Consider the following 22,642-nt stretch of genomic DNA (forward strand, 5'->3'; position numbering starts at 1 on the left):
TCAACCTCCAAGCTTTCCGAGACTGGCAAGATTGGGAAACCCGAAGAGTGACATATCCGCGGCTTCGGCGGCGGCTTCCGTCCTCAGGCCGGCGCGCAGCTTGGCGGAGCGGGCGCGCGGATTGATCTCGGCCTCCGCCTCGCTTGCCGAAACCATCGGCTTGCCGATCGCCGCAAAGGTTGCCGCCCGCTCATGCGCGACCGGCAGATGCCGCGAGCCCGACGCCTTGCCGGCGCGGTCGGAGAAGAATTTCTTGACGATGCGGTCTTCGAGCGAATGAAAGGTGACGGCGACGAGCCGCCCGCCGGGTTTCAGCGCCGCTTCCGCCGCAAACAGCGCCTGCGCCAGTTCGCCGAGCTCGTCGTTGACGAAGATGCGCAATGCCTGGAAGACCCGCGTTGCCGGATGGATCTTGTCCTTCATCTTGCGCGGTGTAACGAGCTCGATGAGACCGGCGAGATCGCGGGTCGTTTCAAATGGCTTTTCGGCGCGGCGCTTCTCGATCGCATGGGCGATGCGCGGCGCCTGGCTTTCCTCGCCGAGAAAATGGAAGATGCGGATGAGATCGGCGACCTTGGCGCGGTTGACGACATCGGCGGCCGAAACGCCCTCGGCCGACATGCGCATGTCAAGCGGTCCATTCTTCTGGAAGGAGAAGCCACGCTCAGCCTCGTCGATCTGCATGGAGGAGACGCCGATATCAAGCACGACGCCGTCGAGCCCGCCTTGCGGCGCATGATCGGCAAGATGCGAGAATTGCGAATGAACAAGCTTGAAACGACCGCCATGGGCGGCGACCATCGCTTGGCCAGCCGCAATCGCCGTCGGATCGCGGTCGAGCGCAATCACCTCGGCGCCGGCAGCAAGGATGGCCGAACTGTAACCGCCCGCACCGAATGTACCGTCGAGGATGAGCTTGCCGGGCGCAGGCGCCAATGCCGCAAGGACTTCAGCGAGAAGAACAGGAATGTGACGAACCGGTCCGCCACCGGCATCAGTTGAACCTCCGCCAGGATTCGCCACCATTCCGTTCCCTCGTTCTTTCAGGAACGCTTGCCCGCCAGCTTGCGCTCCCCTCGTGCCTGCGCCTGTGCGGCCACAAAAGCCTGCGGCTGCCAGAGCTGAAAATGATCCGCCCGACCGACGAAGGTCACTTCGTCCGAGATGCCGGTGAAGCCGCGAATGAAATCCGTGACCATCAGCCGCCCCTCGGCGTCGAGCCTCATGAAGACCCCGCCTCCATGAATGAGAAGCGACATCTCGTTCGCATCCGGCGAAAACGGATCCTCCGCAGCAATCTGCCGTTCGAATCTTTCGAGAAGATCCGGACCGCCGACGCTGATCGCCGGAAACACAAAGTCCTGGAAGCAATAGAGCTCCTGAACATTGCGCTGCGCCAGCACGGAACGGAACGCCGAAGGCACGGAAACCCTGCCCTTGGCATCGATCCTGTTGGTCGCGTTCGAAAGGAAGCGGCTCATGACACGAAACATCCGTTCCCGCAGGGATCCGGACCAAAAGACGCCCGAAACTCCCGATATCAGGCACAGCTTCGCAAGCCGGATGAGCAAAAACCCCTCCGACGCTTCCGGAGAGGAAGACGCCTTTGCTTTGCGATGAATGGGCAGGTGATTGCCCTGGTGCAGTGCGCATTTGGGATAGCATGGGACCATATGGGCGTCAATGGGATGCGGCCATTTTGCAGTGGACGCATGATCAAAAATTTATAACCCGTTAAGTTTAACAAAGGGTTAGGATCACTCTCTCGCAAGAGGCGCGCAACCACGTTTCCGCAAAAAGAATTTCCGCCGGAGGGGTGCATCAGCGCCCGCTTGAAAGCGTTCGATTCCAGTGATTTATCTCGAAACGATCTCTGGATTCGGGGTTTTGTCGCGCCACAAGAGTTAATCGCCAGTTGGCCTGTAAGCCGGGTTCTGTATGGCTCCGGCGTGAACCGGAACGTGGCAGCCATTCCTCTGGGACAGCGTTCGCACGCTGCCTCACGCAACCCACCCGGATAACTGGCCTGGAAACCGGCCGGAAGGCCTTTCGGCCCGCCACGTCATCCCTATTCGGTCTTGCTCCCGGTGGGGTTTACCGTGCCATTTCCGTTGCCGGACATGCGGTGGGCTCTTACCCCACCCTTTCACCCTTACCTGTCATGACAGGCGGTTTGCTTTCTGTGGCACTTTCCCTGAGGTCGCCCTCGCCGGACGTTATCCGGCACCGTGTTTCCGTGGAGCCCGGACTTTCCTCACCCTACCGCCTTTCGGCATTGGTAAAGCGCGGCTGCCCAGCCAACTGGCAGGGCTCCCATAAACGAGAGAGATCGCAATTGCTATCGAAATAAATGATATCACCTAGAGCAATTCCAGCAAAACTGCGCAGCGGTTTTGCTGCCGGAATTGCGTAAGAATAAAAACAGGGAGCACTTCCGTGATTCGGAGAAAAACGGAAATGCTCTAGCGAAATTGCGGTGTGAAATCCGTCGAGTAGCCCTGTTCGCCGATTCCGCCTGACAAAAGCAGCTCGGCCCCAAGCCGGCCGATTTCGTCCGAGCTCTTGGCCGACGTGCCGGCGCAGCCCGTCAACACCGCGATCTCGGGCGATGAGCTATAGCCGATCATCGGATAGCCGCTTTCCGTAAACGACACGACGCAGGCGGCCGTCGAAATCGAAAGCGGCACGATATCGGGCAAGAGACCTTCAACGATGCGTTTGAGATGCGCGCGCACCGTATCGCGCCCCTCGGTCTTGAACCATGCGCGCATGTCCGTGTCGCCGTTGAGCGCCAGATCGTCAGGATCGCCGCCGATCTTCAGGTAGAATTTGCCGTCGGGATAGCGGATCGGCGGCAGCAGGTAGATTTCGATGCCGGGCGCCCTGAGAATGAGTGACGGCATCGTGGCTAGGCGCGCCGCATCGGCATCGCTTACCTCGAAAAGCGTCACGGTCCGGGCATAAACCGTCATGGCAACGGGCTGTGGCAACAGATTCTCCGCAATGGAAAATCCGCCTGCCGCCAGCAGCACCTTTTCAACGCGATAGGTCAGGCCACCGGCCGTCTCAACGACAGCCGATCCACCTTCGCTGCGGATCGAAACGACATGATCGCGGATGACAGTGGCGCCTGCCTTTTCCGCCAGCAGCGATTGGGCTTTCACAAGCTTGCGCGGACTGATGTGGCCGGCCCCCCTCGCCTCGAAGACGCCCGTGCCCCCATCGGGAAAGGCGAAGAAGGGAAAGGCAGCCTTCAGCCCCTGCTCGTCGAGCAGGCTGGCCTCGACGCCGAGCGAAACGGCAGCCCGCCGGGTCTTCTCGATATAATCGCCGCCCGTCGGCGCCACGACGACGCAGCCGACCTCGCGATAGAAATCGATGCCGCTGTCGCGGGCGATCTCGCCATAACGGCTGATCGAACGGTTGGCGAGCAGCGCCCAGTTGCGGTCGGGATCGATGGTACGGGTAATGCGCCCCTCGTCGTAATGGCTGGCGAAGACGCCCTGATGCGCCTTGCGGTCGGTAGGTTCGTCCGGCCCGATCACCGCGACACCATCCGCTTGCCCCGCCAGATGCCGCGCCGCCGCTGCCCCCATCAGCCCACGGCCGACGACAATATATTTGAAATCGACTGCCATGCAGCCTCCTCTAAACAATACAGTGCATCTTTTCAGACGCGCAAAAGACGCTGTAACACTTTGAATTGCTGAATAATTCCTGAAATAAATCCGATTTAGGGAATCATGCAGCAGCGAAGACGGGCATCAACTCGCCACCAAAATCCTCATCACCGAGCCGTCCTTCCGCAAGAAGCACCGCTCCCAACCGCCCGAGTTCGTCGGAGGATTTTGCCGCGACAAAATTGCCGCCGGTCAGCACCGCGATGCGTGGCGACTGCGTAAATCCGGCATAGGGATAACCGGTCGGCGTGAAATTCGCCACGCAAGGCGCTGAGGTGACCGGGCAACCGGCAAGCTCCGGCATCAGTTGCAGGGCGACACCCGAGAGATGCTCACGCTCGGCAGCACTGCCGTCGGAACGGAACCACGCGCCGGCATCCTCCAGCCTGCCGAAGAAAAGCGCCTCGGTGTCGCCACCGAGTTTCAGATAGGTCTTGCCGTCGGGATAACGCACCGGCGGCAGGATATAGATGTGATCCTCTTCCCGGTCACCGAGCACGATCGTCGACGGCATATCGCCGAAGATCGCCATCTCGCGTTCGCCGATCTCGTAGAAGGCGACCGTTCGCGCCATGACCCTGATATCGACGGGACGCGGCAGCAGGGCATGGAAATTACTGAAACCGCCAGCGGCGACCAGCACGCGCTCGGCGCTGTAGCTTCTGTCGCCGGCCGTTACCTCGACATGAGAACCCGCATCACGCACCGATGTTGCGGTCGCCTCGATCAGCGAGACGCCGCCCTGTTCGGCAAGCTTTGCCTGCGCGCGCACCAGCGCCCGCGGGTTGATGTGGCCGGCGCGCTTGCGCTCGAAATATCCTGTGAAATCGGGATCGACGGCAAGATAGGGAAAACGTTGGCCGAGTTCCGACGGCGCGATGATCTCGATATCGCTGCCGAGCGTCCGGCCAACCGTCAGCGCCCTTTCGATATAGTCCTGCTCGCTCTCTGGCGCTGGACCGGCAAAGAGGCAGCCGACCTCCGAATAGAAGGAGATGCCGCTCTTTGCCTCGATCTCTCGGTAGCGGTCAAGCGCGCGGGCGGCGAAGGCTCCCCAGGCAAGATTGCCGTCGAAGGTGCGGGTGATGCGCGCTTCGTCGTAATGGCTGGCGAAGACGCCGTGATGGGCCTTGCGCTCCTCCGGCTCACGCGGGCCGATCAGTGCAACGCCGTCGGCCATCGAGGAGAGATGCCGTGCGGCGGCTGCACCCATCATGCCGCGTCCGATGATGATGAACCTGAAATCGACTGCCATATCCCACCTCGCTAAATTCCAGCGATACCATGGCAATCATTTTGAATCATCCAGCTTGTCAGGGATAATCGCTTCAGGCTCAGAGCATTGCCAGAACCTTGCCGCAATAGGACTTGGACACCGGGTTCATGCGCGTGGCGCCATGGCCGGCATTGTATTTGAGGATGGTGTTGCAGGTCTCGCCACCACCGAGATCATGGGCGGCAGCCAGATATTTCATGCCGTACTTGATGTTGGTTTCCGGATCGAACAGGCCCTTGGCGCTGCCGGAATAGCCCATCATGCGGGCAGTTGCAGGCTTTATCTGCATCAGGCCGATTTCACCGTGGCTGCCGCGCGCATTCGGATTGAAATTGCTTTCGATGCGGATGACCGCGGTCGCAAGCGCAACCGGTACATCATATTGGTTCGCATATTTGCTGATCAGTGCGGAATAGGAATTGCCGGAAACAATGGCGACGGCATAACCGCTCTGGCGCTCGACCGTCTTCAGCGGGCGTTCCGCCGTCTTGAGCGGACGCTTCGCCGACTTGACCGAACGCTCCGCTTTCTTCAACGGACGCTCTGTCTTCTTCGAAGGACGCTCGACTTTCTTCACCGACGCATCGGCTCGCACACCCCAATCATTCGCAAAGGCAAAGCTATTTCCCGCCAGCACCATGCCAACGCATGTTGCAGCAACAACAATCAGTTTTCTCATGTAGTCTTGAACACTCCGACCCAAAGAATTTCCGGACGGCGCGCCTCGCTGTCATAATGAATACCAGATCAAGGACCGATCGGAATTCACGGTAATTCTTATCATTTCACATAGCGCCCGTGGTTTAACTCGAAAACAACCCCGAGCACCCCTTGGCGGACGTTCTTAGACCATCGCAATGAGGAGATAATAGGGAAATGATGTGGCAGGCCGAATTTCGCGCTGCAGTGCGAAATTCGGCGTTTCAGCAATTGTCGAGGAATCAGGAATAACGCGGCAAAGCCGACAGCAGCCGGTGCAACGTGTCGATCGTCGAGAAATCGGCGATGCCATCTATCCGTTCGGGCCGAAAATGCCGCTGGAAAGCTTCCACGTCGCCTGCCGTTTTTTCGGAGAATTCGCCCGTGATTTCAGTGCCGTAACCATAGAGCGACAGCATCGACTGCAGCGCCTCGACAGGCTGGCCTGTATCGCCGCGCTGGAAGAAGCGCCCGCCGGTGATCGTTGCCGGCTCGACCCAGTGCCCGATGCCAGCCCGGTGGAGCTCGGCCCAGGGAAATTTCTCGCCCGGATCGACCTTGCGGATCGGGGCGACATCGGAATGCCCGAGCACCCGTTCCGGCACGATCGACCAACGTTTGACACAGTCGCGACACAATTCAATGACCGCGGCGATCTGCTCTTTCGGATAATCAGGGAGCCCGCCGGGGTGGCCGGCATTGGCGATCTCGATGCCGATCGACAGCGAATTGATATCGGTCTCGCCGTGCCAGTTGCTTTTTCCCGCATGCCAGGCACGCCGCATTTCCGGCACGAGCTGCACCACCTCGCCATTCTCATGCACGAAATAATGGCTGGAAACCTGGCTCTCGGCGCGAGAGAGCCAGTCGAGCGCACCATCTGCCGTCGGCATGCCGGTATAGTGCAGCAGGATCATGTCGGGACGGCGCCCGTCCGCCCGCTCGCCATGGTTCGGCGAAGGCTGCACGCGCGCGCTTCTGCAGTCGGCCTCGAAAGAGGTCATGCTGCGCGGCGTTCCTTCTCGATCGCCTCATAGGCCGCGTTCAGCGCCGCCATGCGCTCATTGGCGATCACATGGAATTCCTTCGGCACGCCACGCGAGATCAACCGATCGGGATGATGTTCGCTGACGAGGCCGTGGTAACGGCGGCGGATGGTCGGGAAATCATCCGAAGGCGAGACGCCGAGCACCTTGTAGGGATCGCCGCCGGACGAGACGTGGCGGGCGGCAATCTGCTCGAAGCGGGTCTCGCTCATCTGAAAGATCTCGCCGATATGGCGCAGGAAATTCAGTTCCTTTTCGTGAATCAGCCCGTCGGCCTTGGCGATGTGGAAGAGGCCGTCGAGCACGTCTTCCAACACTGGGCAATTGGCCGCACAGGTAACGCAGAGCGTGGAGAGCCGTTCGGCATAGGCTTCGTAGCCGGCGACGTCCTGCCGCGCGAGGTTGTAAAGCCTGGCGACATTCTTCGCCTGATCCTGCGGAAACTCGAAGATTTCGCGGAAGGCTTCGACCTCCTTCTCGCTGACGATGCCGTCGGCCTTGGCCATCTTGGCCGACAGAGCGATGATCGCCACGGAGAAAGCCACCTTACGCCGGGTCTCGGGATCGCCTTCAAAAACCGTGCGGATAGCCTCGACCACCGCAGACAGCGCATTGCCTGCAGTATTGCCAATGGCATTCAACAGTTTTTCCCAGAAGGACATCGAAAATCTCACACACTTGTCAACTTATAGAGAAACAGCTTGACCAAAGAATCGTAGCCTTTGCAAGGCGACTATTGGTCGTAGGGCCGAACACAGTTTTCACGATTTGGTAATTGTCGCACCGCAGCAAACGATTCATCACGCCCACTTTCATCTCGCATGAGGGCATGGCCGGCGGTCGCCGGCATTGCCCTGGTACCTGGTTCCAGAGCGCGCGACGGAAATTTCCACGGGAATTCCCGTCGCGTAGATCGGGCTTGAAACGATTATATCAGCACTTCCCGTCGCCTTTGCGGTCCGACACGGCAGAGTGGCGCATTTTTCGTAAATTCTTTACTTTACAGGGCCCTTTCCCTGCCGCATCCATGCGCTAGCTAACGCTGCCGCACCGAAACACCGTAGGAGGGATCATGGCCAAACAGAAAGTCGCAATGCTGACCGCCGGAGGCCTGGCGCCCTGTCTTTCATCCGCCGTCGGCGGCCTCATCGAACGCTATAGCGACGTGGCGCCCGAGCTCGAAATCGTCGCCTACAAGTCCGGCTACCAGGGTGTGCTCCTCGGCGACAGCATCGAGATCACCCCAGCGATACGCGAAAAGGCGCCGCTTCTGCACCGCTACGGCGGCTCGCCGATCGGCAATAGCCGCGTCAAGCTCACCAATGCCGCCGACTGCGTCAAGCGCGGCCTGGTCAAGGAAGGCGAGAACCCGCTGCGGATCGCCGCCGAACGACTCGCCAATGACGGCATCACCATTCTCCACACGATCGGCGGCGACGACACCAACACCACGGCCGCCGATCTTGCCGCCTACCTCGCCGCCAACGGCTACGATCTCACAGTCGTCGGCCTGCCGAAGACTGTCGACAACGACGTCGTGCCGATCCGCCAGTCGCTCGGCGCCTGGACGGCCGCCGAAGTCGGGGCGCATTTCTTCGACAATGTCGGCAACGAACAGACGGCCGCCCCCCGCACCCTCGTCATCCATGAAGTCATGGGCCGCCATTGCGGCTGGCTGACGGCCGCCACCGCCCGCGCCTATCTCCAGCGCACCAGCCGCAACCAGTATGTCGACGGCCTGATGATGGACGCGCACCTGAAGAGCATCGACGCCGTCTACCTGCCTGAGATGGCCTTCGACCTCGACGCCGAGGCCGCCCGCCTGAAGGAAAGCATGGACCGCAACGGCCACGCCACGGTCTTCGTCTCGGAAGGTGCCTGCCTCGACGCCATCGTCGCCGAGCGCGAAGCCGCCGGCGAGACCGTCAAGCGCGATGCTTTCGGCCATGTGAAGATCGACACGATCAATGTCGGCGCCTGGTTCCAAAAGCAGTTCGCCAATCTCCTCGACGCCGAGCGTTCCCTCGTGCAGAAATCGGGCTATTTTGCCCGCTCGGCGCCCGCTAACGCCGATGACCTCAGGCTGATCCAGAGCATGGTCGATCTCGCCGTCGAAAGCGCGCTCAATAAAGTCTCCGGCGTCACCGGCCATGATGAAGGCCAGAACGGTAAATTGCGCACTATAGAATTCCCGCGCATCAAGGGCGGCAAGGCTTTTGACCTTTCGACGGCATGGTTTGCCGAAGTCATGGACAATATAGGCCAGAAATACAAAGAAGCGTGATTGACGGATGGTTAATATGATGTCTTTGCTTGTTCCTGAGGAATAGGAGGAGACACCATGTCACTTGAAGCTTGGCTCGCTTTTGCGGCCGCATCCGCCATCATGCTGGCCATACCGGGGCCGACGATACTGCTCGTCGTTTCCTATGCGCTCGGTCATGGACGCAGGACGGCGTTCGCGACGGTGGGCGGCGTGGCGCTTGGTGACTTCACGGCGATGACGGCTTCCCTCTTCGGTCTCGGCGCCGTTCTGGCCGCCTCCGCGACCCTCTTCACTGTCTTGAAGTGGATCGGCGGCGCCTACCTGATCTGGCTGGGAATCAAGCTCTGGCGGGCTCCCATCATTGGCGAACCGGTTGCCGACAACGACAACCTGCCGGAGGAGAAGTCCGTCAAGATCTTCCTCCACGCCTATGTCGTCACCGCCCTCAATCCGAAGAGCATCATCTTCTTCGTCGCCTTCGTGCCGCAGTTCCTCAATCCGGCCCTGCCCTTCGTCGGGCAGATGGCGATCATGGAAGCGACTTTCCTCGTGCTGGCGATCCTCAACGCTTCCACCTACGCCTTTCTCGCCCATAGCGCGCGCGGACTGATTCGCAAGGCGAGCATCCAGCGCGCTGTAAACCGCACCGGAGGCACTCTGCTGATCGCTGCAGGGGCCGTAACGGCCGGGTATCGCCGTATTGCAGCCTAGTAATATTCCGTGGTTGCCGGAATGCCACGAATAGGTTAATGGGGTCACCAGGGACTTAGGCTTTTGGTAACTTTTATACGCTGCCGGGGCGGCGCGATTTCACGAAAGTGGCGGAATGGTAGCGATCGGATTATCCGGCCTGAAACGCAGTCTTGTCGTCTCGACGATACTCTGCGGCGTGATGACGGGATGTACGAGCGTCGAATATACGTCCCAGGCCGAACTGACAGCCGCGCAGACCGTCGTGCCGATGCCGAAACCCGGTGAAGATGCAACACTCGCCGCGATCCCGACAGCCGGTCAGGCGGTGGCAGGCGCTACCATTCCCCAGGCATCCTCCTCTCTGACCGCAACAGCGATGCCGGCCGTGACAGCTTCTCAGCCTGGCGATCTTACCATGCAGCCGACGGCCTATGCGCAGATCCCGCTGACGCCCGAAATGACGGCGATCCAGTCCGTCGTGCCGACGCCGCGTCCTGGAACGCCGACCCAGCCGACGACGCAGCTTGCCTTTGCAGCGACACCGCAAAACAGCGCGCTTGCAGCACTTGCCGCCGTCGACACCGCCCCGCGCGCCAGCATGGACTACGGTTTCGACGAAACCGGGCCGATCGATCCGCCGACGGCGCCGCCGATGTTTAGCGATGACGACAAAGACGATGCGCCGACCGTCGAGAAGAGCTTTGTCACCAAGCTCATCCAGAAATATTCGAAAATCTACGAAATTCCCGAGACTCTTCTCCATCGCGTCGTCCATCGCGAGAGCCGCTATAATGCGAAGGCCTACAACAAGCGTGGCTATTTCGGCCTGATGCAGATCAAGTACAACACCGCCAAGTCCATGGGTTACGACGGTGCCCCGGGCGGCCTCTTCGATGCCGAGACCAACATCAAATATGCCGCGAAATATCTGCGCGGCGCATGGCTCGTTTCCGACAGTCGGGAAGACGATGCCGTCCGCCTCTATGCGCGCGGCTATTATTATGACGCCAAGCGCAAGGGCATGACAGACATCGCCCAAGGTAACTATTGAGACCGGCTGAAACTACAGCCATCCCTTGAATATGCAGGAGAGATAGTGGCTGAATAAGCCCCAGCCTATGGCTGCGGCTGGGTCTGTTGTTGCGATCCGGCCTGTTGTTGCTGCTCTCCCGGTTGTGGCAATGCCGCCAGGATCGCCTTCAGCAGCGTCTGCGGCTGATAGTCGAGCCTGCTCGGCGTCAGGCCAAGCCTGACGACCACCAGATTGGCGGAAGGCACGATCGCCATGCTCTGCCCGTCATGGCCCGTCAACCAGAACGTATCCTCAGGCAGCCCGGCCTCAGCGCTCGAGCCGCGACCGGGTGCGAGCCAGGCCTGGCCCTGCGTATACCGCCCGTTCGAAGCCGCCGTCGGGGTGCGCATGGCGCCGACAAAACCCTCCGGCAACAGTCGCTGTCCGTTCCACACGCCGTCTTGCAGCAGGAACTGCCCAAAGCGCGCCCAGTCATGCGCCGTCGCATAAAGATAGGAGCTTCCGGCGAACGTGCCGCGCGCATCGAGTTCGAATACGGCGCTCGTCATGCCGAGCGGGGCAAACAACGCGTCGTGCGGATAGGAAAAAGCCGCCTGAGCATTGCCGACCCTGTCCATCCAGATGCGCGAGAGCAGCACGGCCGTGCCGCTCGAATAGCGGAAGCGTTGGCCGGGCGCTGCCTCCATCGGTGCATTGGCCGGCAGCGATACCATGTCGGGATCGAGATAGAGCATGCGCGTGACATCGGCGACGTCGCCATAGTCTTCGTTAAAGGCAAGGCCGCTCTCCATGCCGAGCAGATCGGAAACCTTGATTCTGGCGCGCGCATCGTTCTTCCACTGCGCCAACAGGCTATCATCGTCGAAGGAGACCTTGCCGCCAAGCATCAGCCGGCCGAGGACCGCCGCATTCACGGTCTTCGTCATCGACCAGCCGATTAGCGGCGTCTTCGCCGAGAAGCCGGGGCCATAGGCCTCAGCGACGATGCGACCATTGCGCACCACCACGATCGCCCGCATTGCCGGGCCGGCAATTCCGGCATCGGCAAGCAGCGCGGCGATCTTCCCGTCCGCCGGATTGCCGGTCCCCTCGCCCTCCGGCCACAAGGCGTCATTCGCCTGCATTTTGGCCGGCGGATCGAAGGGCGCTGCCTTCGCAGCCGCCTCGAAATTGCCGTCCGGGACGCTCGTGCAGCCGAAAGCGCCGCGATAGAGCGCATAACTCGGCGCAAACAGTCCCATGAAGCGCGCCGTCACGCGGTCGTTGTCGGGGTCGACGCTGACGCGCACCAGCCGCAGTAGCGGATTTCCAGGCGCCTGGACGTCGTCATGGAGCACATCCTCCGCCTCCCGGCCGGCGATGAACACGTTGGAGCAGACGATCTTGGCGGCATAACCGTCGCCGACGCGCAGCAGTTGCGGTGGCCGGATGAAGAGCCAGCCGGCCGCGGCGACGATGATGACTACGAGAAGGAGAGCAAGCGCCTTCAGGATACGCAGGACAAATCGCATGGCATTCCTCCATGCCGGGAGAGAAGCAGGAATCACACGCGCCGGAAAGGGGCCGAAGCGAAGAAGGACCATCGTCCCGATCACTTTCCCAGGAGTGCCATTCTGGTCGCTCTCCGGAGGAGGCCGAAGCCTCCCAGGAACGGCTCCCCCACAGCCCGCGTCATCAAACTGTAGCAGAGGCGCGCTACACGCCCTGAACGCTAAAAAGGTGACAGACTCATGTCAGAATTTGCACCGGATGCCGGCTTCCGCAAGAACCGGAAACTCAAGGATGCCCTTCTCCGCCATAAGGCCTTTTCGAAGGATGGCTTTTCCGAGCGTCTCTTCGGCCTTCTTTTCTCCGGCCTCGTCTATCCGCAGATCTGGGAGGATCCGGATCTCGACATGCAGGCGATGGAGCTGAAGCCCAATCATCGCATCGTTACCATCGGCTCCGGCGGCTGCAACATGCTCGCCTATCTCTCCAAGGCGCCGGCCTCGATCGACGTCGTCGATCTCAACCCGCACCACATCGCGCTGAACCGCCTGAAGCTTGCCGCCTTCAAACATCTTCCAGGTCACGCCGATCTCGTCCGCTTCCTGGCAATGCCGAACGAGAAGTCGAACAGCCGTGCCTACGACCAGCATCTTGCCGCCCGCCTCGATGAGGCAACCCGCAGCTACTGGAACGGCCGCAAGTTCGGCCGCCGCCGCGTCACCGTTTTCGATCGCAACATTTACGAAACGGGTCTGCTCGGCCGCTTCATCGGCGCGGCCCACCTTCTTGCCCGCCTGCATGGCGTCAAACTGCGCGAGATGACCAAGACCCGCTCGATCCGCGAGCAGCGCCAGTTCTTCGACGAGCAGATCGCGCCGCTCTTCGAAAAGCCGGTCGTGCGCTGGATTACCGGCCGTAAGAGCTCGCTCTTCGGCCTCGGCATTCCGCCGCAGCAATATGACGAACTCGCAAGCCTTGCCGCCGATCATTCGATCGCACCGGTGCTGAAGCATCGCCTGGAAAAGCTCGCCTGTCATTTCCCGATGAGCGACAATTATTTCGCCTGGCAGGCCTTCGGCCGCCGTTACGGCACCGAAGCGGAGGGCCCGCTGCCGACCTATCTGAAGTCGGAGCACTATCAGGTGATCCGCGCCAATGTCGACCGCGTCAACGTTCACCACGCAAGCTTCACCGAGCTTCTGGCCCGCGAGCCGGCCGCCTCGCGCGACCGCTACATTCTGCTCGACGCGCAGGACTGGATGACGGACGAGCAGCTGAACGACGTCTGGACGGAAATCACCCGCACGGCGCGCGAAGGCGCCCGCGTGATCTTCCGCACCGCCGCCGAAAAGAGCATCATCGAAGGCCGCCTGGCTCCGGCGATCCGCGGCCAATGGGATTACTTCGAGGAAAAGTCGCGTGAACTGACTGCGCTCGATCGCTCGGCAATCTACGGCGGCTTCCACATCTACGGGAAGAAGGCGTGAGCAAGGTCGGTACTGAGACGGCAGGACAGAGCGACCAACATGCCAGCCTCATGGATGGCATGTACCGCTACCAGCGGCACATCTACGACCTGACCCGCAAATATTATCTTCTCGGCCGCGACAGCACGATCCGCAATCTCGACGTGGCCGAAGGCGGCAGCCTTCTGGAAGTCGGCTGCGGCACCGGGCGCAACATGGCCTTCGCCCACAGGCATTTCCCGACCGCCAAGCTGTTCGGCCTCGACATTTCCCAGGAGATGCTGATTTCGGCACGCAAGACCTTCGCCACCAAGGCGACGATCCCGGAATTCCGCGTCGCCGACGCCACGGCATTCACACCGCGTGAATTCGGCGTCAGCGGCTTCGACCGCATCCTGATCTCCTATGCCTTGTCGATGATCCCGGACTGGGAGCGCGCCGTCGATGCTTCGATCGCCGCACTCAATCCCGGCGGCCAACTGCACATTGTCGATTTCGGCCAGCAGGAAGGCTTGCCGGGCTGGTTCCGGCGCATGCTGCAGTCCTGGCTTGCGAAATTCCACGTCACCCCGCGCCCCGATCTGCGCGAGGTCCTGGAAGCGCAAGCCCATGAAAACAACGCGACATTGGTGTTCGATGCCGTCGGCGGCGGTTATGCCTGGCGGGCAGCTATTATCAGCAAGCGCTCATAATTCGCTTGAAACTAACCGATTTTTTACGTTGATATGATGAAAAGAGGGTTATCCTCTGCTGACTCGTCTTTTTCGAAGGTCAGGTTGTGGGGCAAAAAGATCATTCGAGCTACGACGGGACGCCCATGCGCCGGCTTTTGTTTTGCGTTTTGCCCCTAGCCATCCTGCTGGCCGGCTGCAGTTCCTCCGGCTATGACTATCTCGAAACGGCGTCGATCAAACCGAAGACGCGCTTCAAGGATACCGATCCGCAGGATTTCGGTCCGAAGCATCCCCAGCAGAACCAGGTCCACGGCATCGATATCTCCAAATGGCAGGGCGATATCGATTGGCGCACGGTAAAGAACTCTGGTGTCGCTTTCGCCTTCATCAAGGCAACGGAAGGCAAGGACAGGGTCGATCCGCGCTTCGACGAATACTGGCGCGAGGCCCGCGCCGCCGGCATCCCCCACGCTCCCTATCATTTCTATTATTTCTGCTCTTCGGCCGATCAGCAGGCCGACTGGTTCATCCGTAACGTACCGAAGGAGGCCATGCGCCTGCCGCCGGTGCTCGACGTCGAATGGAACGCCGAATCGAAAACCTGCCGCTACCGCCCCGACGCTGAAACGGTGCGCGCCGAAATGCAGCGTTTCATGGACCGGTTGGAAGCCTATTACGGCAGGCGCCCGATCATCTATACCTCGGTCGATTTCCACCGCGAAAATCTCGCCGGCTACTTCCAGGATTATCATTTCTGGGTTCGTTCGGTGGCAAAACACCCCGAGGTGACCTATTCCGACCGCCGCTGGGCCTTCTGGCAATATACCTCGACCGGCGTCATTCCCGGCATCAGCGGTCCGACCGATATCAATGTCTTTGCCGGCAGTGCAAAGAACTGGAACAATTGGGTCGCAGCCGTTTCCAAGGATAGAAATTCTTAGTAACGTCCTGCGATGTTTCTTGCTTCCGTCACATTCATCTGTGAAAGCGACGGGAAATCTTTTTGATATAAGGACCGCATCCATGCACCGCTCGCTCGCAAGCTGCTCTGCACTCGCCCTCCTGTTTGCGCTTGCCCTCGCCGGCGTCGCGGCCGCCCAGCAGGCGCCTGACGCAGCCCCGGCCGCACCCTGCGGCGGCGATCTGTCCGCCTTCCTCGAAGGTGTCAAGAAAGACGCAGTCGCAGCCGGCGCCAGTGCGGCAGCCGCCGACGAGGCCTTCGCCGGCGCCGAGATCGACCCCAAGGTCCTGAGCCGGGATCGCGCCCAGGGCGTCTTCAAGCAGACCTTCCTCGAATTCTCCCAGCGCACCGTCAGCCAGGCCCGCCTCGACATCGGCCGCCAGAAGATGAAGCAATATGCCGACGTCTTTGCCCGCGCCGAGCAGGATTTCGGCGTGCCCCCGGGCGTCATCACCGCCTTCTGGGCGATGGAAACCGATTTCGGCGCCGTCCAGGGCGATTTCAACACCCGCAACGCTCTTGTGACGCTGTCGCATGATTGCCGTCGCCCGGAACTCTTCCGTCCGCAGCTGATCGCTCTTATTGAGATGGTCCAGCACGGCGACCTCGACCCCGCCACCAATACCGGCGCCTGGGCCGGCGAGATCGGCCAAGTGCAAATGCTGCCGCGCGACATCATTGCCTATGGCATGGATGGCGACGGCGACGGTCATATCCGCCTGAAGCAGAGCGGCCCGGACGCCATCCTGACGGCGGCGAAATTCATCCAGCACCTCGGCTTCGAGCGCGGCCAGCCCTGGCTGCAGGAAGTGACCGTGCCCGATAACCTGCCCTTTGAGAAGTCCGGTCTTGGCGGCACGATGAAAGCGGGAGAATGGTTCGCGCTCGGCGTCAAGCCGCGCGACGGCAATACCGCCTTCGGCAACTTGGAAGGCGATCTCGTTCTGCCACAAGGCCGCATGGGACCGGCTTTTATCGCCTATCCCAATTTCAAGATCTATCTCGAATGGAACAAGTCGTTCATCTACACGACCTCGGCCGCCTATTTCGGGACACGCCTTTCGGGCGCCGAACCCTATCTCAAGGGCGTGCCGGAACAGGGGCTTGCCAGCGACCAGATGAAGGCGCTGCAGACCAAACTGCAGTCGCTCGGCCATGATGTCGGCGAGATCGACGGTATCCTCGGCTCCGGCACACGTGTCGCGATCCAGAAGGAACAGCAGCGCCTCGGCATGCCGGCCGACGGCTGGGCGACGCCTGCCCTCCTCAACGCCCTCTGATCCCAGCTGACACCCTGCCGCCGCTCGCTTCGCAAGAAACGGGTGGCGCCGTTCGCCGCCTGCGCTAAAGCATCAAGCGAGCGGCTTGCGGTGGAGGAATCGGCGTGGACAGCAGGATGAATGCCTGGACCTGGGGTCTGCTGGTCCTGCTCGGCTTGATCTGGGGCGGCTCATTCTTCTTTGCCCGCATCGCCGTCCAGCACGTGCCGCCGCTGACCCTCGTCTTCTTCAGGCTGCTGCTCGCAGCGCTGGCGCTGCATATCTATATCGCCGGCCGTTTCGACTTCTATGCGATCCTCAAAGCCCGCTGGCGCGAATTCCTGATCCTCGGGCTCATCAACAATGCCCTGCCGCATGCGCTGATCTTCTTCGGCCAGACCCGCATCGGCGCCGGTCTTGCGGCGATCCTGAATGCGACGACACCGATCTGGACCGTGCTGATCGCCAACTACTTCACCTCAGACGAGAAGCTGTCGCCGGCAAAGATCGCCGGCTGCCTGGTCGGCCTGGCCGGAACGATCGTGCTGATCGGCCCCGGCATGTCGGCCGGTGGCGAAGCCCCGCTCTGGGCGCTGCTTCTTCCCGTGCTTGCTGCGATCTCCTATGGTTTCGCCGCCACTTACGGAAAACGCTTCAAGAATGTTCCCGCCCCTGTTACCGCAGCCGGCCAGTTGACCGCCTCTTCGCTGATTGCGCTGCCGCTGTCGCTGCTGGCCGATCGCCCCTGGGCGCTTGCCGCACCGCCGCTCGATGCCCTCCTCGCCATCCTGGCACTGGCGCTGCTGTCGACCGCCTTCGGCTACATCCTCTATTTCCGGATCATGGCAACGGCCGGCGCCACCAATGCCTCGCTCGTCACCCTGCTGGTGCCGCCGAGCGCCATCCTTCTCGGCGTGCTCTTCCTCGGCGAAAGGCTGGCCCTGAGCGAGTTTGCCGGCATGGCGCTGATCGGTTTCGGCCTCGTCATTCTCGACGGCCGCGCCTATCGCCTGCTGGCCAAGGCCGCCTAAAGCCGGTTGCGAATTCCACATGTTTTCAACCGGTTGCGATCCCGCCATGTTTTGGGCGCATAGGTAAATACGCAATCGCCTGATTTAACGGCATGTTAAATTGTGTGAACAAAAATTTGTTGAGAATTATCGATTTATTTCAAAAGCTTGCGAGAGCACTATTCGACTTATCCACCGAACCCTTCTGCAGCGCAGCATAAGATCTGCTTCCCAACCGACATATTTCAGACATATTATTGGCCGGTTAACGCGAGGAGACAGACATGGGACTCACGCAATCCTTGAATGTTCTGTTGGTCAGTGCAGCGTTTGCTTTCGTCTTGTCCATGCTCTTCATCTGAGCTGGCCGACGAAAGTGTAATGACTGATAGTGCCTAAACTCCTGAATAGCTGATCAATCCGCCAACGAAAAAGCGCATGTCCCGCCCGACATGCGCTTTTCACTTTTACAGCGCCGCGTGTCCTTCAGACGCGCAAAGATCAGGCGGCAGCGCCAGCACTTTTTGTTTCGCGGCGGGGCGGGAGAGGCCGAGATTGTCGAGCACGGCGGAAACCAGCGGCGCACGGTTCATCGTATAGAGATGGAAGTCGTGGATGCCGCGCCGGACGAGATCTTCGATCTGTTCGGCAGCGACTTCGGCGGCGACCTTCGCCCGCTCCTCGGGCTTGTCGTCGAAGCCTGCAAAGCGCTCGTCGAGAAAGGCGGGGATAACAGTGCCGCAGGCCCCGGCGAAGCGCTTCAGCTGCGTCAGGTTCTGGATCGGCATGATGCCGGGCACGACAGGGATCGAGATGCCGGCGCCGCGCACCCGCTCCAGGTAGCGCTCGAAATTGTCGTTGTCGAAGAAGAACTGCGTCAGTGCCCGGTCGGCGCCATTGTCGGCCTTGCGCTTCAGCATGTCGATATCGGCCGCCGTATCGCGGCTCTCCGGGTGTTTTTCCGGATAGGCGGAAACCGAAATCTCGAAATCGCCGATTTCCTTCAGGCCGGCCACCAGCTCCGCCGCATTGGCATATCCGCCGGGATGCGGCTGGTAGGGCACGCCGGCACCACCGGGCGCATCGCCGCGCAGCGCCACGAAATGCGTCACACCGGCTTTGCGGAACGTGTCGACCACCTGATGCGTCTCTTCCTTGGTCGCGCCGACGCAGGTGAGATGCGAGGCGGTGGCAAGCGGCGTCTGCGACAGGAACCGCGTGACGGTGGTCAGCGTCGGCGCTCTGGTGGTGCCGCCGGCGCCATAGGTTACCGACACGAAATCCGGGTCCCAGTCCTGCAACTGGCTGACGGTATGCCAGAGCTGCCCTTCCATCTCCTCCGATTTCGGCGGGAAAAATTCGAAAGAGACCCTGATGTTGCGGCCGCGCGCATCGTTTTTCAAAGCCATGTTATACCCTCCCGGCAAATGTAGGTTCGGCGCCTTCGCTCGTCTGCGAAGCCATGAGGCGCCTCGGATCGCGCGCGAGCCAGACGGTGACCGTCAACCCCTGCCCGCTTTGCTGACCCGGATGAAGATCGACGACCTGCTCGACGTCGAGCCCGGCCTTGCGTAACCAGTCGGACATCGCCTGGTGCGAAAAACCGAGACGGACATGCGCATGCTCGCCGCGGAGATATTCGAGCGTGTGCGGCGCAAGGTCGATGACCACGAGCCGGCCGCCCGGCCGGAGCATGCGCGCCGCTTCCGCGATCGCAATCTCCGGCTGATCGAAGAAATGCAGCACCTGATGGATCGTCACCAGATCGAAGTCCTGTCCCTCGAAAGGCAGGTTCAGGATATCGGCGTGGCGCACGGTGGCCTTGGTGATGCGGGACTTGTCGAGATTGGCGCGGGCCACGCTCAGCATGTCGCGGCTGGCATCGACGCCGGTCGCCCTGCGGTAGAGCCCGGACAGGAGTTCGAGGATGCGGCCGGTGCCGGTGCCAAGATCGAGCAGCGAGTCGATCGGCTGGCTGCCGAGCAGCCGGATGACGGCAGCGTCGACCTCCTCATCGGCCGCATGCAGGCGGCGAAGTTCGTCCCATTCGGCCGCGTTGCGGCTGAAATAGGCCTGTGCCCGCTCGGCGCGCTGGCGCTTGACCAGCGAAAGCCGCTCGCCGTCGCGAAGGATGGTCGGATCGTTCTCGGAAACATGCTTCAGCAACGCCCGCACCAGCATGGCTGCCTTACCGTCCTGCTTGAGGCGGAAATACGCCCAGGCGCCCTCCTGGTAGCGTTCGATCAGTTCGGCCTCGCCAAGCAGCTTCAGGTGGCGGGAGATGCGGGGCTGGGATTGGCCGAGAATTTCGGTAAGATCGGTCACCGTCAGATCGCCGCCGTCAAGAAGCGCCAGAAGACGCAAGCGCGTGGGCTCGCCGGCCGCCTTCAAGACGTCCACCAGCGCATCCAGTCCAAGCTTCAAGGGTTCGCTCATCTTCGATCCAATCAAGATATAAAGATATCTTTATGTGATTTGAAAAGCGGTGGCAAGCGGCAATTCGCACTCTCCGCGAAATTGGCTGCTCAGATTGCGACAAGGCGCGACATGAAAAAGCCCCGGCCGAACCGGGGCTTCCGCAAGCAAAAATGAGTGAAATCAGCGGGTCAGGCGCTTGTGAGCCTGGCTGCCCGGGTTGAGGGCGTCGGGGCCGAGACGGCGAACCTTGTCCTGTTCATAATCCTCGAAGTTGCCTTCGAACCATTCGACATGGCCGTCGCCTTCGAAAGCCAGGATATGCGTCGCCAGACGGTCGAGAAACATGCGATCGTGGCTGATGATGATGGCGCAGCCGGCAAAGTTCTCCAGCGCGTTTTCCAAGGCACCCAGCGTTTCCGTATCGAGGTCGTTGGTCGGTTCGTCGAGCAGCAGAACGTTGCCGCCGGCCTTCAGCATCTTGGCAAGGTGAACACGGTTGCGCTGACCACCAGAGAGATTGCCGACCTTCTGCTGCTGGTCGCCGCCCTTGAAGTTAAAGGCGCCGCAATAGGCACGGGAGTTCATGTCGAACTTACCAAGCTTGATGATTTCGGCGCCGCCGGAGATTTCCTCCCAGACCGTCTTGTCGGCCGCAAGGGTGTCACGGCTCTGGTCGACATAACCGAGATGCACGGTCTCGCCGATGCGGATCGAACCGCCATCCGGCGTTTCCTGGCCAGTGATCATCCTGAATAGCGTCGTCTTACCGGCGCCGTTCGGGCCGATGATGCCGACGATGCCGCCTGGCGGCAGCTTGATCGACAGGTCGTTGATCAGCGTGCGGCCCTCGAAGCCCTTGGTGATGCCGTCCATCTCGATGACCACCTGGCCGAGGCGCTCGCTGACCGGGATGATGATCTGTGCGTCGCCGGGACGCTGCTTCTCGGCGGCATCCACCAACTGCTCGTAGGACTTGATACGCGCCTTGGACTTGGCCTGACGGGCTTTCGGGCTGGACGCGATCCATTCCTGTTCGCGGCTGATCGCCTTCTGGCGCGATGCATCTTCGCGGCTTTCCTGCAGCATCCGCTTGGCTTTCGCCTGCAGGTAGGCCGAATAGTTGCCTTCGTAGGGAATGCCACGGCCGCGGTCGAGTTCGAGGATCCAGCCGGTGACGTTGTCCAGGAAGTAGCGATCGTGGGTAATCATCATCACGGCGCCCGGATAGTCGCGCAGATGTTTTTCGAGCCAGGCGATGGTTTCGGCGTCCAGGTGGTTGGTCGGTTCGTCGAGCAGCAGCAGATCCGGCTGCGAAAGCAGCAGGCGGCAGAGCGCGACACGGCGTCGCTCACCACCCGAAAGGCTGGTGACATCGGCGTCACGCGGCGGGCAGCGTAGCGCTTCCATCGCCATTTCGACCTGGCTTTCCAGATCCCAGAGGTTCTGGCTGTCGATGACGTCCTGAAGCTTGGCGCCCTCTTCCGCCGTCTCATCGGAATAGTTCATCATCAATTCGTTGTAGCGATCGAGGACAGCCGTCTTCGAGGCAACGCCTTCCATGACGTTCTCGAACACCGTCTTGTTTGCATCGAGGTGCGGCTCCTGCTCGAGGTAGCCGACCGTCGCACCTTCGGCGAGCCAGGCTTCGCCGGTATACTCCTTGTCCTGGCCCGCGATGATGCGCAGTACGGTGGATTTACCCGCGCCGTTCGGACCGAGGATACCGATCTTGGCATCGGGGTAGAACGAAAGGTGGATATTCTCCAGGATCTTCTTGTTGCCATAGGCCTTGTTGAGGCCGGACATATGATAGATGAACTGACGTGCCATGCTGCGCTGCTCCGGGCGGGAAACTTTGATTGTGCCGCTATGTAGGCGAAACAGCGCCTCCGGGCAACGCCGAAACCCGGTTTACTCAGGAATTCCGGTCAAAAGCCCGCAGCGTCGACGACGCCCTCGTCGCAGCCGAACGACGTTTTTCCAGCGCCCTGGATCAGATCGGCAAGCCCGGCACTTTTCGCCGATGCCGCTCCGGCAGCTTCCGAAAGCCCGATCGTCAGCTCGCTGATCATCCTGATATTGCCGGCCCGCCGGCAGCTCATCTTGACACGATCGCCGGCACCCGGCCCGAAGCTCTTGTCGAAAGCCGCCTTGATCGCTTCGGCCTTGACCGGTTTGCCGATATTGGCAGCGAAGAGATCGCGCACGGCCGACGCGTTGAGTGCGCCCACGAGGTGCACGCCGACGCCGAAATAGTCGTCGGCGCTCATCTTCGTGCAGGTGCCATGCTTCACCCACTCATGCCGTTCCAGGCCGGACTGCGTGCCGGGCATCGCCTTTGCGAGCGCCGCCTGCGTCTCCGCCGCAAGCGTGACCTCCGGCAGCTTGTTCCAGTCGCCGTCCTTGTCGGCGGTCTTCTGATCGGCGCTCACGCCACAATAATCCTGCCGCATCGGCCAAAGCCCGTGCAACGAAAAGTTCGTCGCATCATGGCGCTCCGTGGCCTGTGTAGCGCATTCAGGCTTCTTCTGGTTTGTCTGGCAAAAAGCCGGCTGCCAGCTTGCCGCCAGAATGAAGCGGGTGCGCCCGCCAGCCTCCTGCGCCATGGCAGCGCCGGCAATAACCATCGACACAGCGAACGACAAGGTACGCAACTGCATGCTGCTCATTTCA

General features: G+C 61.1%; 20 protein-coding genes and 1 other RNA gene. 8 read left to right on the forward strand and 13 right to left on the reverse strand.

The features are described from left to right. The 8 genes from rsmH to AC2444_RS14505 all read right to left on the reverse strand — a co-directional run bounded on the left by rsmH (position 1) and on the right by AC2444_RS14505 (position 7,363). Positions 1 to 1,026 (reverse strand): 16S rRNA (cytosine(1402)-N(4))-methyltransferase RsmH, encoded by a 1,026-nt coding sequence (gene rsmH, locus AC2444_RS14470; RefSeq protein WP_012758294.1) that lies wholly within the window; start codon positions 1,024 to 1,026, stop codon positions 1 to 3. Positions 1,027 to 1,043: 17 nt separating this feature from the next. Then, on the reverse strand, positions 1,044 to 1,481 hold the full coding sequence (gene mraZ / locus AC2444_RS14475) for a division/cell wall cluster transcriptional repressor MraZ (RefSeq protein ID WP_041935681.1): 438 nt from the start codon (positions 1,479 to 1,481) through the stop codon (positions 1,044 to 1,046). Positions 1,482 to 1,907: 426 nt separating this feature from the next. Beyond that, an RNA gene (rnpB, locus tag AC2444_RS14480) (RNase P RNA component class A) lies at positions 1,908 to 2,305 on the reverse strand. Between the two features lie 157 nt (positions 2,306 to 2,462). Beyond that, complete coding sequence (locus AC2444_RS14485) at positions 2,463 to 3,638, reverse strand: NAD(P)/FAD-dependent oxidoreductase (RefSeq protein ID WP_012758296.1); 1,176 nt, start codon at positions 3,636 to 3,638, stop codon at positions 2,463 to 2,465. A 103-nt stretch (positions 3,639 to 3,741) separates the two neighbouring features. Beyond that, on the reverse strand, positions 3,742 to 4,935 hold the full coding sequence (locus AC2444_RS14490) for an NAD(P)/FAD-dependent oxidoreductase (protein WP_012758297.1): 1,194 nt from the start codon (positions 4,933 to 4,935) through the stop codon (positions 3,742 to 3,744). 79 nt (positions 4,936 to 5,014) lie between these two features. After that, positions 5,015 to 5,635: a lytic transglycosylase domain-containing protein gene (locus tag AC2444_RS14495; RefSeq protein ID WP_012758298.1), complete on the reverse strand. Its 621-nt coding sequence runs from the start codon at positions 5,633 to 5,635 to the stop codon at positions 5,015 to 5,017. 262 nt (positions 5,636 to 5,897) lie between these two features. After that, positions 5,898 to 6,659 (reverse strand): N-acetylmuramoyl-L-alanine amidase, encoded by a 762-nt coding sequence (locus AC2444_RS14500; RefSeq protein WP_012758299.1) that lies wholly within the window; start codon positions 6,657 to 6,659, stop codon positions 5,898 to 5,900. After that, entirely contained in the window at positions 6,656 to 7,363 is a 708-nt protein-coding gene (locus AC2444_RS14505) for a J domain-containing protein (RefSeq protein WP_003561040.1), read from the reverse strand. Before AC2444_RS14505 ends, AC2444_RS14500 begins: the two co-directional genes overlap by 4 nt. A 410-nt stretch (positions 7,364 to 7,773) precedes the next feature. Between AC2444_RS14505 and AC2444_RS14510 the strand changes: the two genes are divergently transcribed. The 3 genes from AC2444_RS14510 (at position 7,774) to AC2444_RS14520 (ending at position 10,711) form a co-directional block, all read left to right on the forward strand. Beyond that, entirely contained in the window at positions 7,774 to 8,985 is a 1,212-nt protein-coding gene (locus AC2444_RS14510; protein ID WP_012758300.1) for a pyrophosphate--fructose-6-phosphate 1-phosphotransferase, read from the forward strand. Between the two features lie 57 nt (positions 8,986 to 9,042). Beyond that, a complete protein-coding gene (locus AC2444_RS14515; RefSeq protein ID WP_128438190.1) occupies positions 9,043 to 9,678 on the forward strand; it encodes a LysE family translocator in 636 nt (211 codons plus the stop codon). Positions 9,679 to 9,793: 115 nt separating this feature from the next. Next, positions 9,794 to 10,711: a lytic transglycosylase domain-containing protein gene (locus AC2444_RS14520; RefSeq protein ID WP_128448859.1), complete on the forward strand. Its 918-nt coding sequence runs from the start codon at positions 9,794 to 9,796 to the stop codon at positions 10,709 to 10,711. A 65-nt stretch (positions 10,712 to 10,776) separates the two neighbouring features. On the opposite strand, the gene AC2444_RS14525 is transcribed toward AC2444_RS14520, so the two are convergent. After that, positions 10,777 to 12,204, reverse strand: coding sequence for a serine hydrolase domain-containing protein (locus AC2444_RS14525; RefSeq protein ID WP_012758303.1), 1,428 nt, complete (start codon positions 12,202 to 12,204; stop codon positions 10,777 to 10,779). Between the two features lie 219 nt (positions 12,205 to 12,423). Here AC2444_RS14525 and AC2444_RS14530 point away from each other — a divergent pair, with 219 nt between their 5' ends. The 5 genes from AC2444_RS14530 to AC2444_RS14550 all read left to right on the forward strand — a co-directional run bounded on the left by AC2444_RS14530 (position 12,424) and on the right by AC2444_RS14550 (position 17,572). Then, the gene (locus tag AC2444_RS14530; RefSeq protein ID WP_012758304.1) at positions 12,424 to 13,668 is read left to right on the forward strand and encodes a BtaA family protein; all 1,245 of its coding nucleotides are present in this window, start codon (positions 12,424 to 12,426) and stop codon (positions 13,666 to 13,668) included. Further along, entirely contained in the window at positions 13,665 to 14,339 is a 675-nt protein-coding gene (locus tag AC2444_RS14535) for a class I SAM-dependent methyltransferase (protein ID WP_012758305.1), read from the forward strand. Before AC2444_RS14530 ends, AC2444_RS14535 begins: the two co-directional genes overlap by 4 nt. 125 nt (positions 14,340 to 14,464) lie before the next feature. Continuing rightward, complete coding sequence (locus tag AC2444_RS14540) at positions 14,465 to 15,262, forward strand: glycoside hydrolase family 25 protein (protein ID WP_012758306.1); 798 nt, start codon at positions 14,465 to 14,467, stop codon at positions 15,260 to 15,262. 82 nt (positions 15,263 to 15,344) lie between these two features. Next, entirely contained in the window at positions 15,345 to 16,562 is a 1,218-nt protein-coding gene (locus tag AC2444_RS14545; RefSeq protein WP_012758307.1) for a lytic murein transglycosylase, read from the forward strand. 104 nt (positions 16,563 to 16,666) lie between these two features. Continuing rightward, on the forward strand, positions 16,667 to 17,572 hold the full coding sequence (locus AC2444_RS14550; protein WP_012758308.1) for a DMT family transporter: 906 nt from the start codon (positions 16,667 to 16,669) through the stop codon (positions 17,570 to 17,572). Positions 17,573 to 18,018: 446 nt separating this feature from the next. On the opposite strand, the gene metF is transcribed toward AC2444_RS14550, so the two are convergent. The 4 genes from metF to AC2444_RS14570 form a co-directional block, all read right to left on the reverse strand. Continuing rightward, complete coding sequence (metF, locus tag AC2444_RS14555) at positions 18,019 to 18,960, reverse strand: methylenetetrahydrofolate reductase [NAD(P)H] (RefSeq protein WP_012758309.1); 942 nt, start codon at positions 18,958 to 18,960, stop codon at positions 18,019 to 18,021. Between the two features lies 1 nt (position 18,961). Further along, complete coding sequence (locus AC2444_RS14560) at positions 18,962 to 19,987, reverse strand: ArsR/SmtB family transcription factor (protein ID WP_012758310.1); 1,026 nt, start codon at positions 19,985 to 19,987, stop codon at positions 18,962 to 18,964. A 162-nt stretch (positions 19,988 to 20,149) separates the two neighbouring features. Continuing rightward, on the reverse strand, positions 20,150 to 21,799 hold the full coding sequence (gene ettA / locus AC2444_RS14565) for an energy-dependent translational throttle protein EttA (RefSeq protein ID WP_012758311.1): 1,650 nt from the start codon (positions 21,797 to 21,799) through the stop codon (positions 20,150 to 20,152). Positions 21,800 to 21,897: 98 nt separating this feature from the next. Beyond that, a complete protein-coding gene (locus AC2444_RS14570) occupies positions 21,898 to 22,638 on the reverse strand; it encodes a ribonuclease T2 family protein (RefSeq protein WP_012758312.1) in 741 nt (246 codons plus the stop codon). Positions 22,639 to 22,642 lie beyond the last annotated feature (4 nt).

Source organism: Rhizobium sp. WSM1328 (assembly GCF_057653715.1).

Bases quoted from the DNA above. Each gene is read 5' to 3' on its own strand.
- rsmH (WP_012758294.1), bottom strand. From the start codon at position 1,026: ATGGTGGCGAATCCTGGCGGAGGTTCAACTGATGCCGGTGGCGGACCG.
- mraZ (WP_041935681.1), bottom strand. From the start codon at position 1,481: ATGAGCCGCTTCCTTTCGAACGCGACCAACAGGATCGATGCCAAGGGC.
- AC2444_RS14485 (WP_012758296.1), bottom strand. From the start codon at position 3,638: ATGGCAGTCGATTTCAAATATATTGTCGTCGGCCGTGGGCTGATGGGG.
- AC2444_RS14490 (WP_012758297.1), bottom strand. From the start codon at position 4,935: ATGGCAGTCGATTTCAGGTTCATCATCATCGGACGCGGCATGATGGGT.
- AC2444_RS14495 (WP_012758298.1), bottom strand. From the start codon at position 5,635: ATGAGAAAACTGATTGTTGTTGCTGCAACATGCGTTGGCATGGTGCTG.
- AC2444_RS14500 (WP_012758299.1), bottom strand. From the start codon at position 6,659: ATGACCTCTTTCGAGGCCGACTGCAGAAGCGCGCGCGTGCAGCCTTCG.
- AC2444_RS14505 (WP_003561040.1), bottom strand. From the start codon at position 7,363: ATGTCCTTCTGGGAAAAACTGTTGAATGCCATTGGCAATACTGCAGGC.
- AC2444_RS14510 (WP_012758300.1), top strand. From the start codon at position 7,774: ATGGCCAAACAGAAAGTCGCAATGCTGACCGCCGGAGGCCTGGCGCCC.
- AC2444_RS14515 (WP_128438190.1), top strand. From the start codon at position 9,043: ATGTCACTTGAAGCTTGGCTCGCTTTTGCGGCCGCATCCGCCATCATG.
- AC2444_RS14520 (WP_128448859.1), top strand. From the start codon at position 9,794: ATGGTAGCGATCGGATTATCCGGCCTGAAACGCAGTCTTGTCGTCTCG.
- AC2444_RS14525 (WP_012758303.1), bottom strand. From the start codon at position 12,204: ATGCGATTTGTCCTGCGTATCCTGAAGGCGCTTGCTCTCCTTCTCGTA.
- AC2444_RS14530 (WP_012758304.1), top strand. From the start codon at position 12,424: ATGTCAGAATTTGCACCGGATGCCGGCTTCCGCAAGAACCGGAAACTC.
- AC2444_RS14540 (WP_012758306.1), top strand. From the start codon at position 14,465: ATGCGCCGGCTTTTGTTTTGCGTTTTGCCCCTAGCCATCCTGCTGGCC.
- AC2444_RS14545 (WP_012758307.1), top strand. From the start codon at position 15,345: ATGCACCGCTCGCTCGCAAGCTGCTCTGCACTCGCCCTCCTGTTTGCG.
- metF (WP_012758309.1), bottom strand. From the start codon at position 18,960: ATGGCTTTGAAAAACGATGCGCGCGGCCGCAACATCAGGGTCTCTTTC.
- AC2444_RS14560 (WP_012758310.1), bottom strand. From the start codon at position 19,987: ATGAGCGAACCCTTGAAGCTTGGACTGGATGCGCTGGTGGACGTCTTG.
- ettA (WP_012758311.1), bottom strand. From the start codon at position 21,799: ATGGCACGTCAGTTCATCTATCATATGTCCGGCCTCAACAAGGCCTAT.
- AC2444_RS14570 (WP_012758312.1), bottom strand. From the start codon at position 22,638: ATGAGCAGCATGCAGTTGCGTACCTTGTCGTTCGCTGTGTCGATGGTT.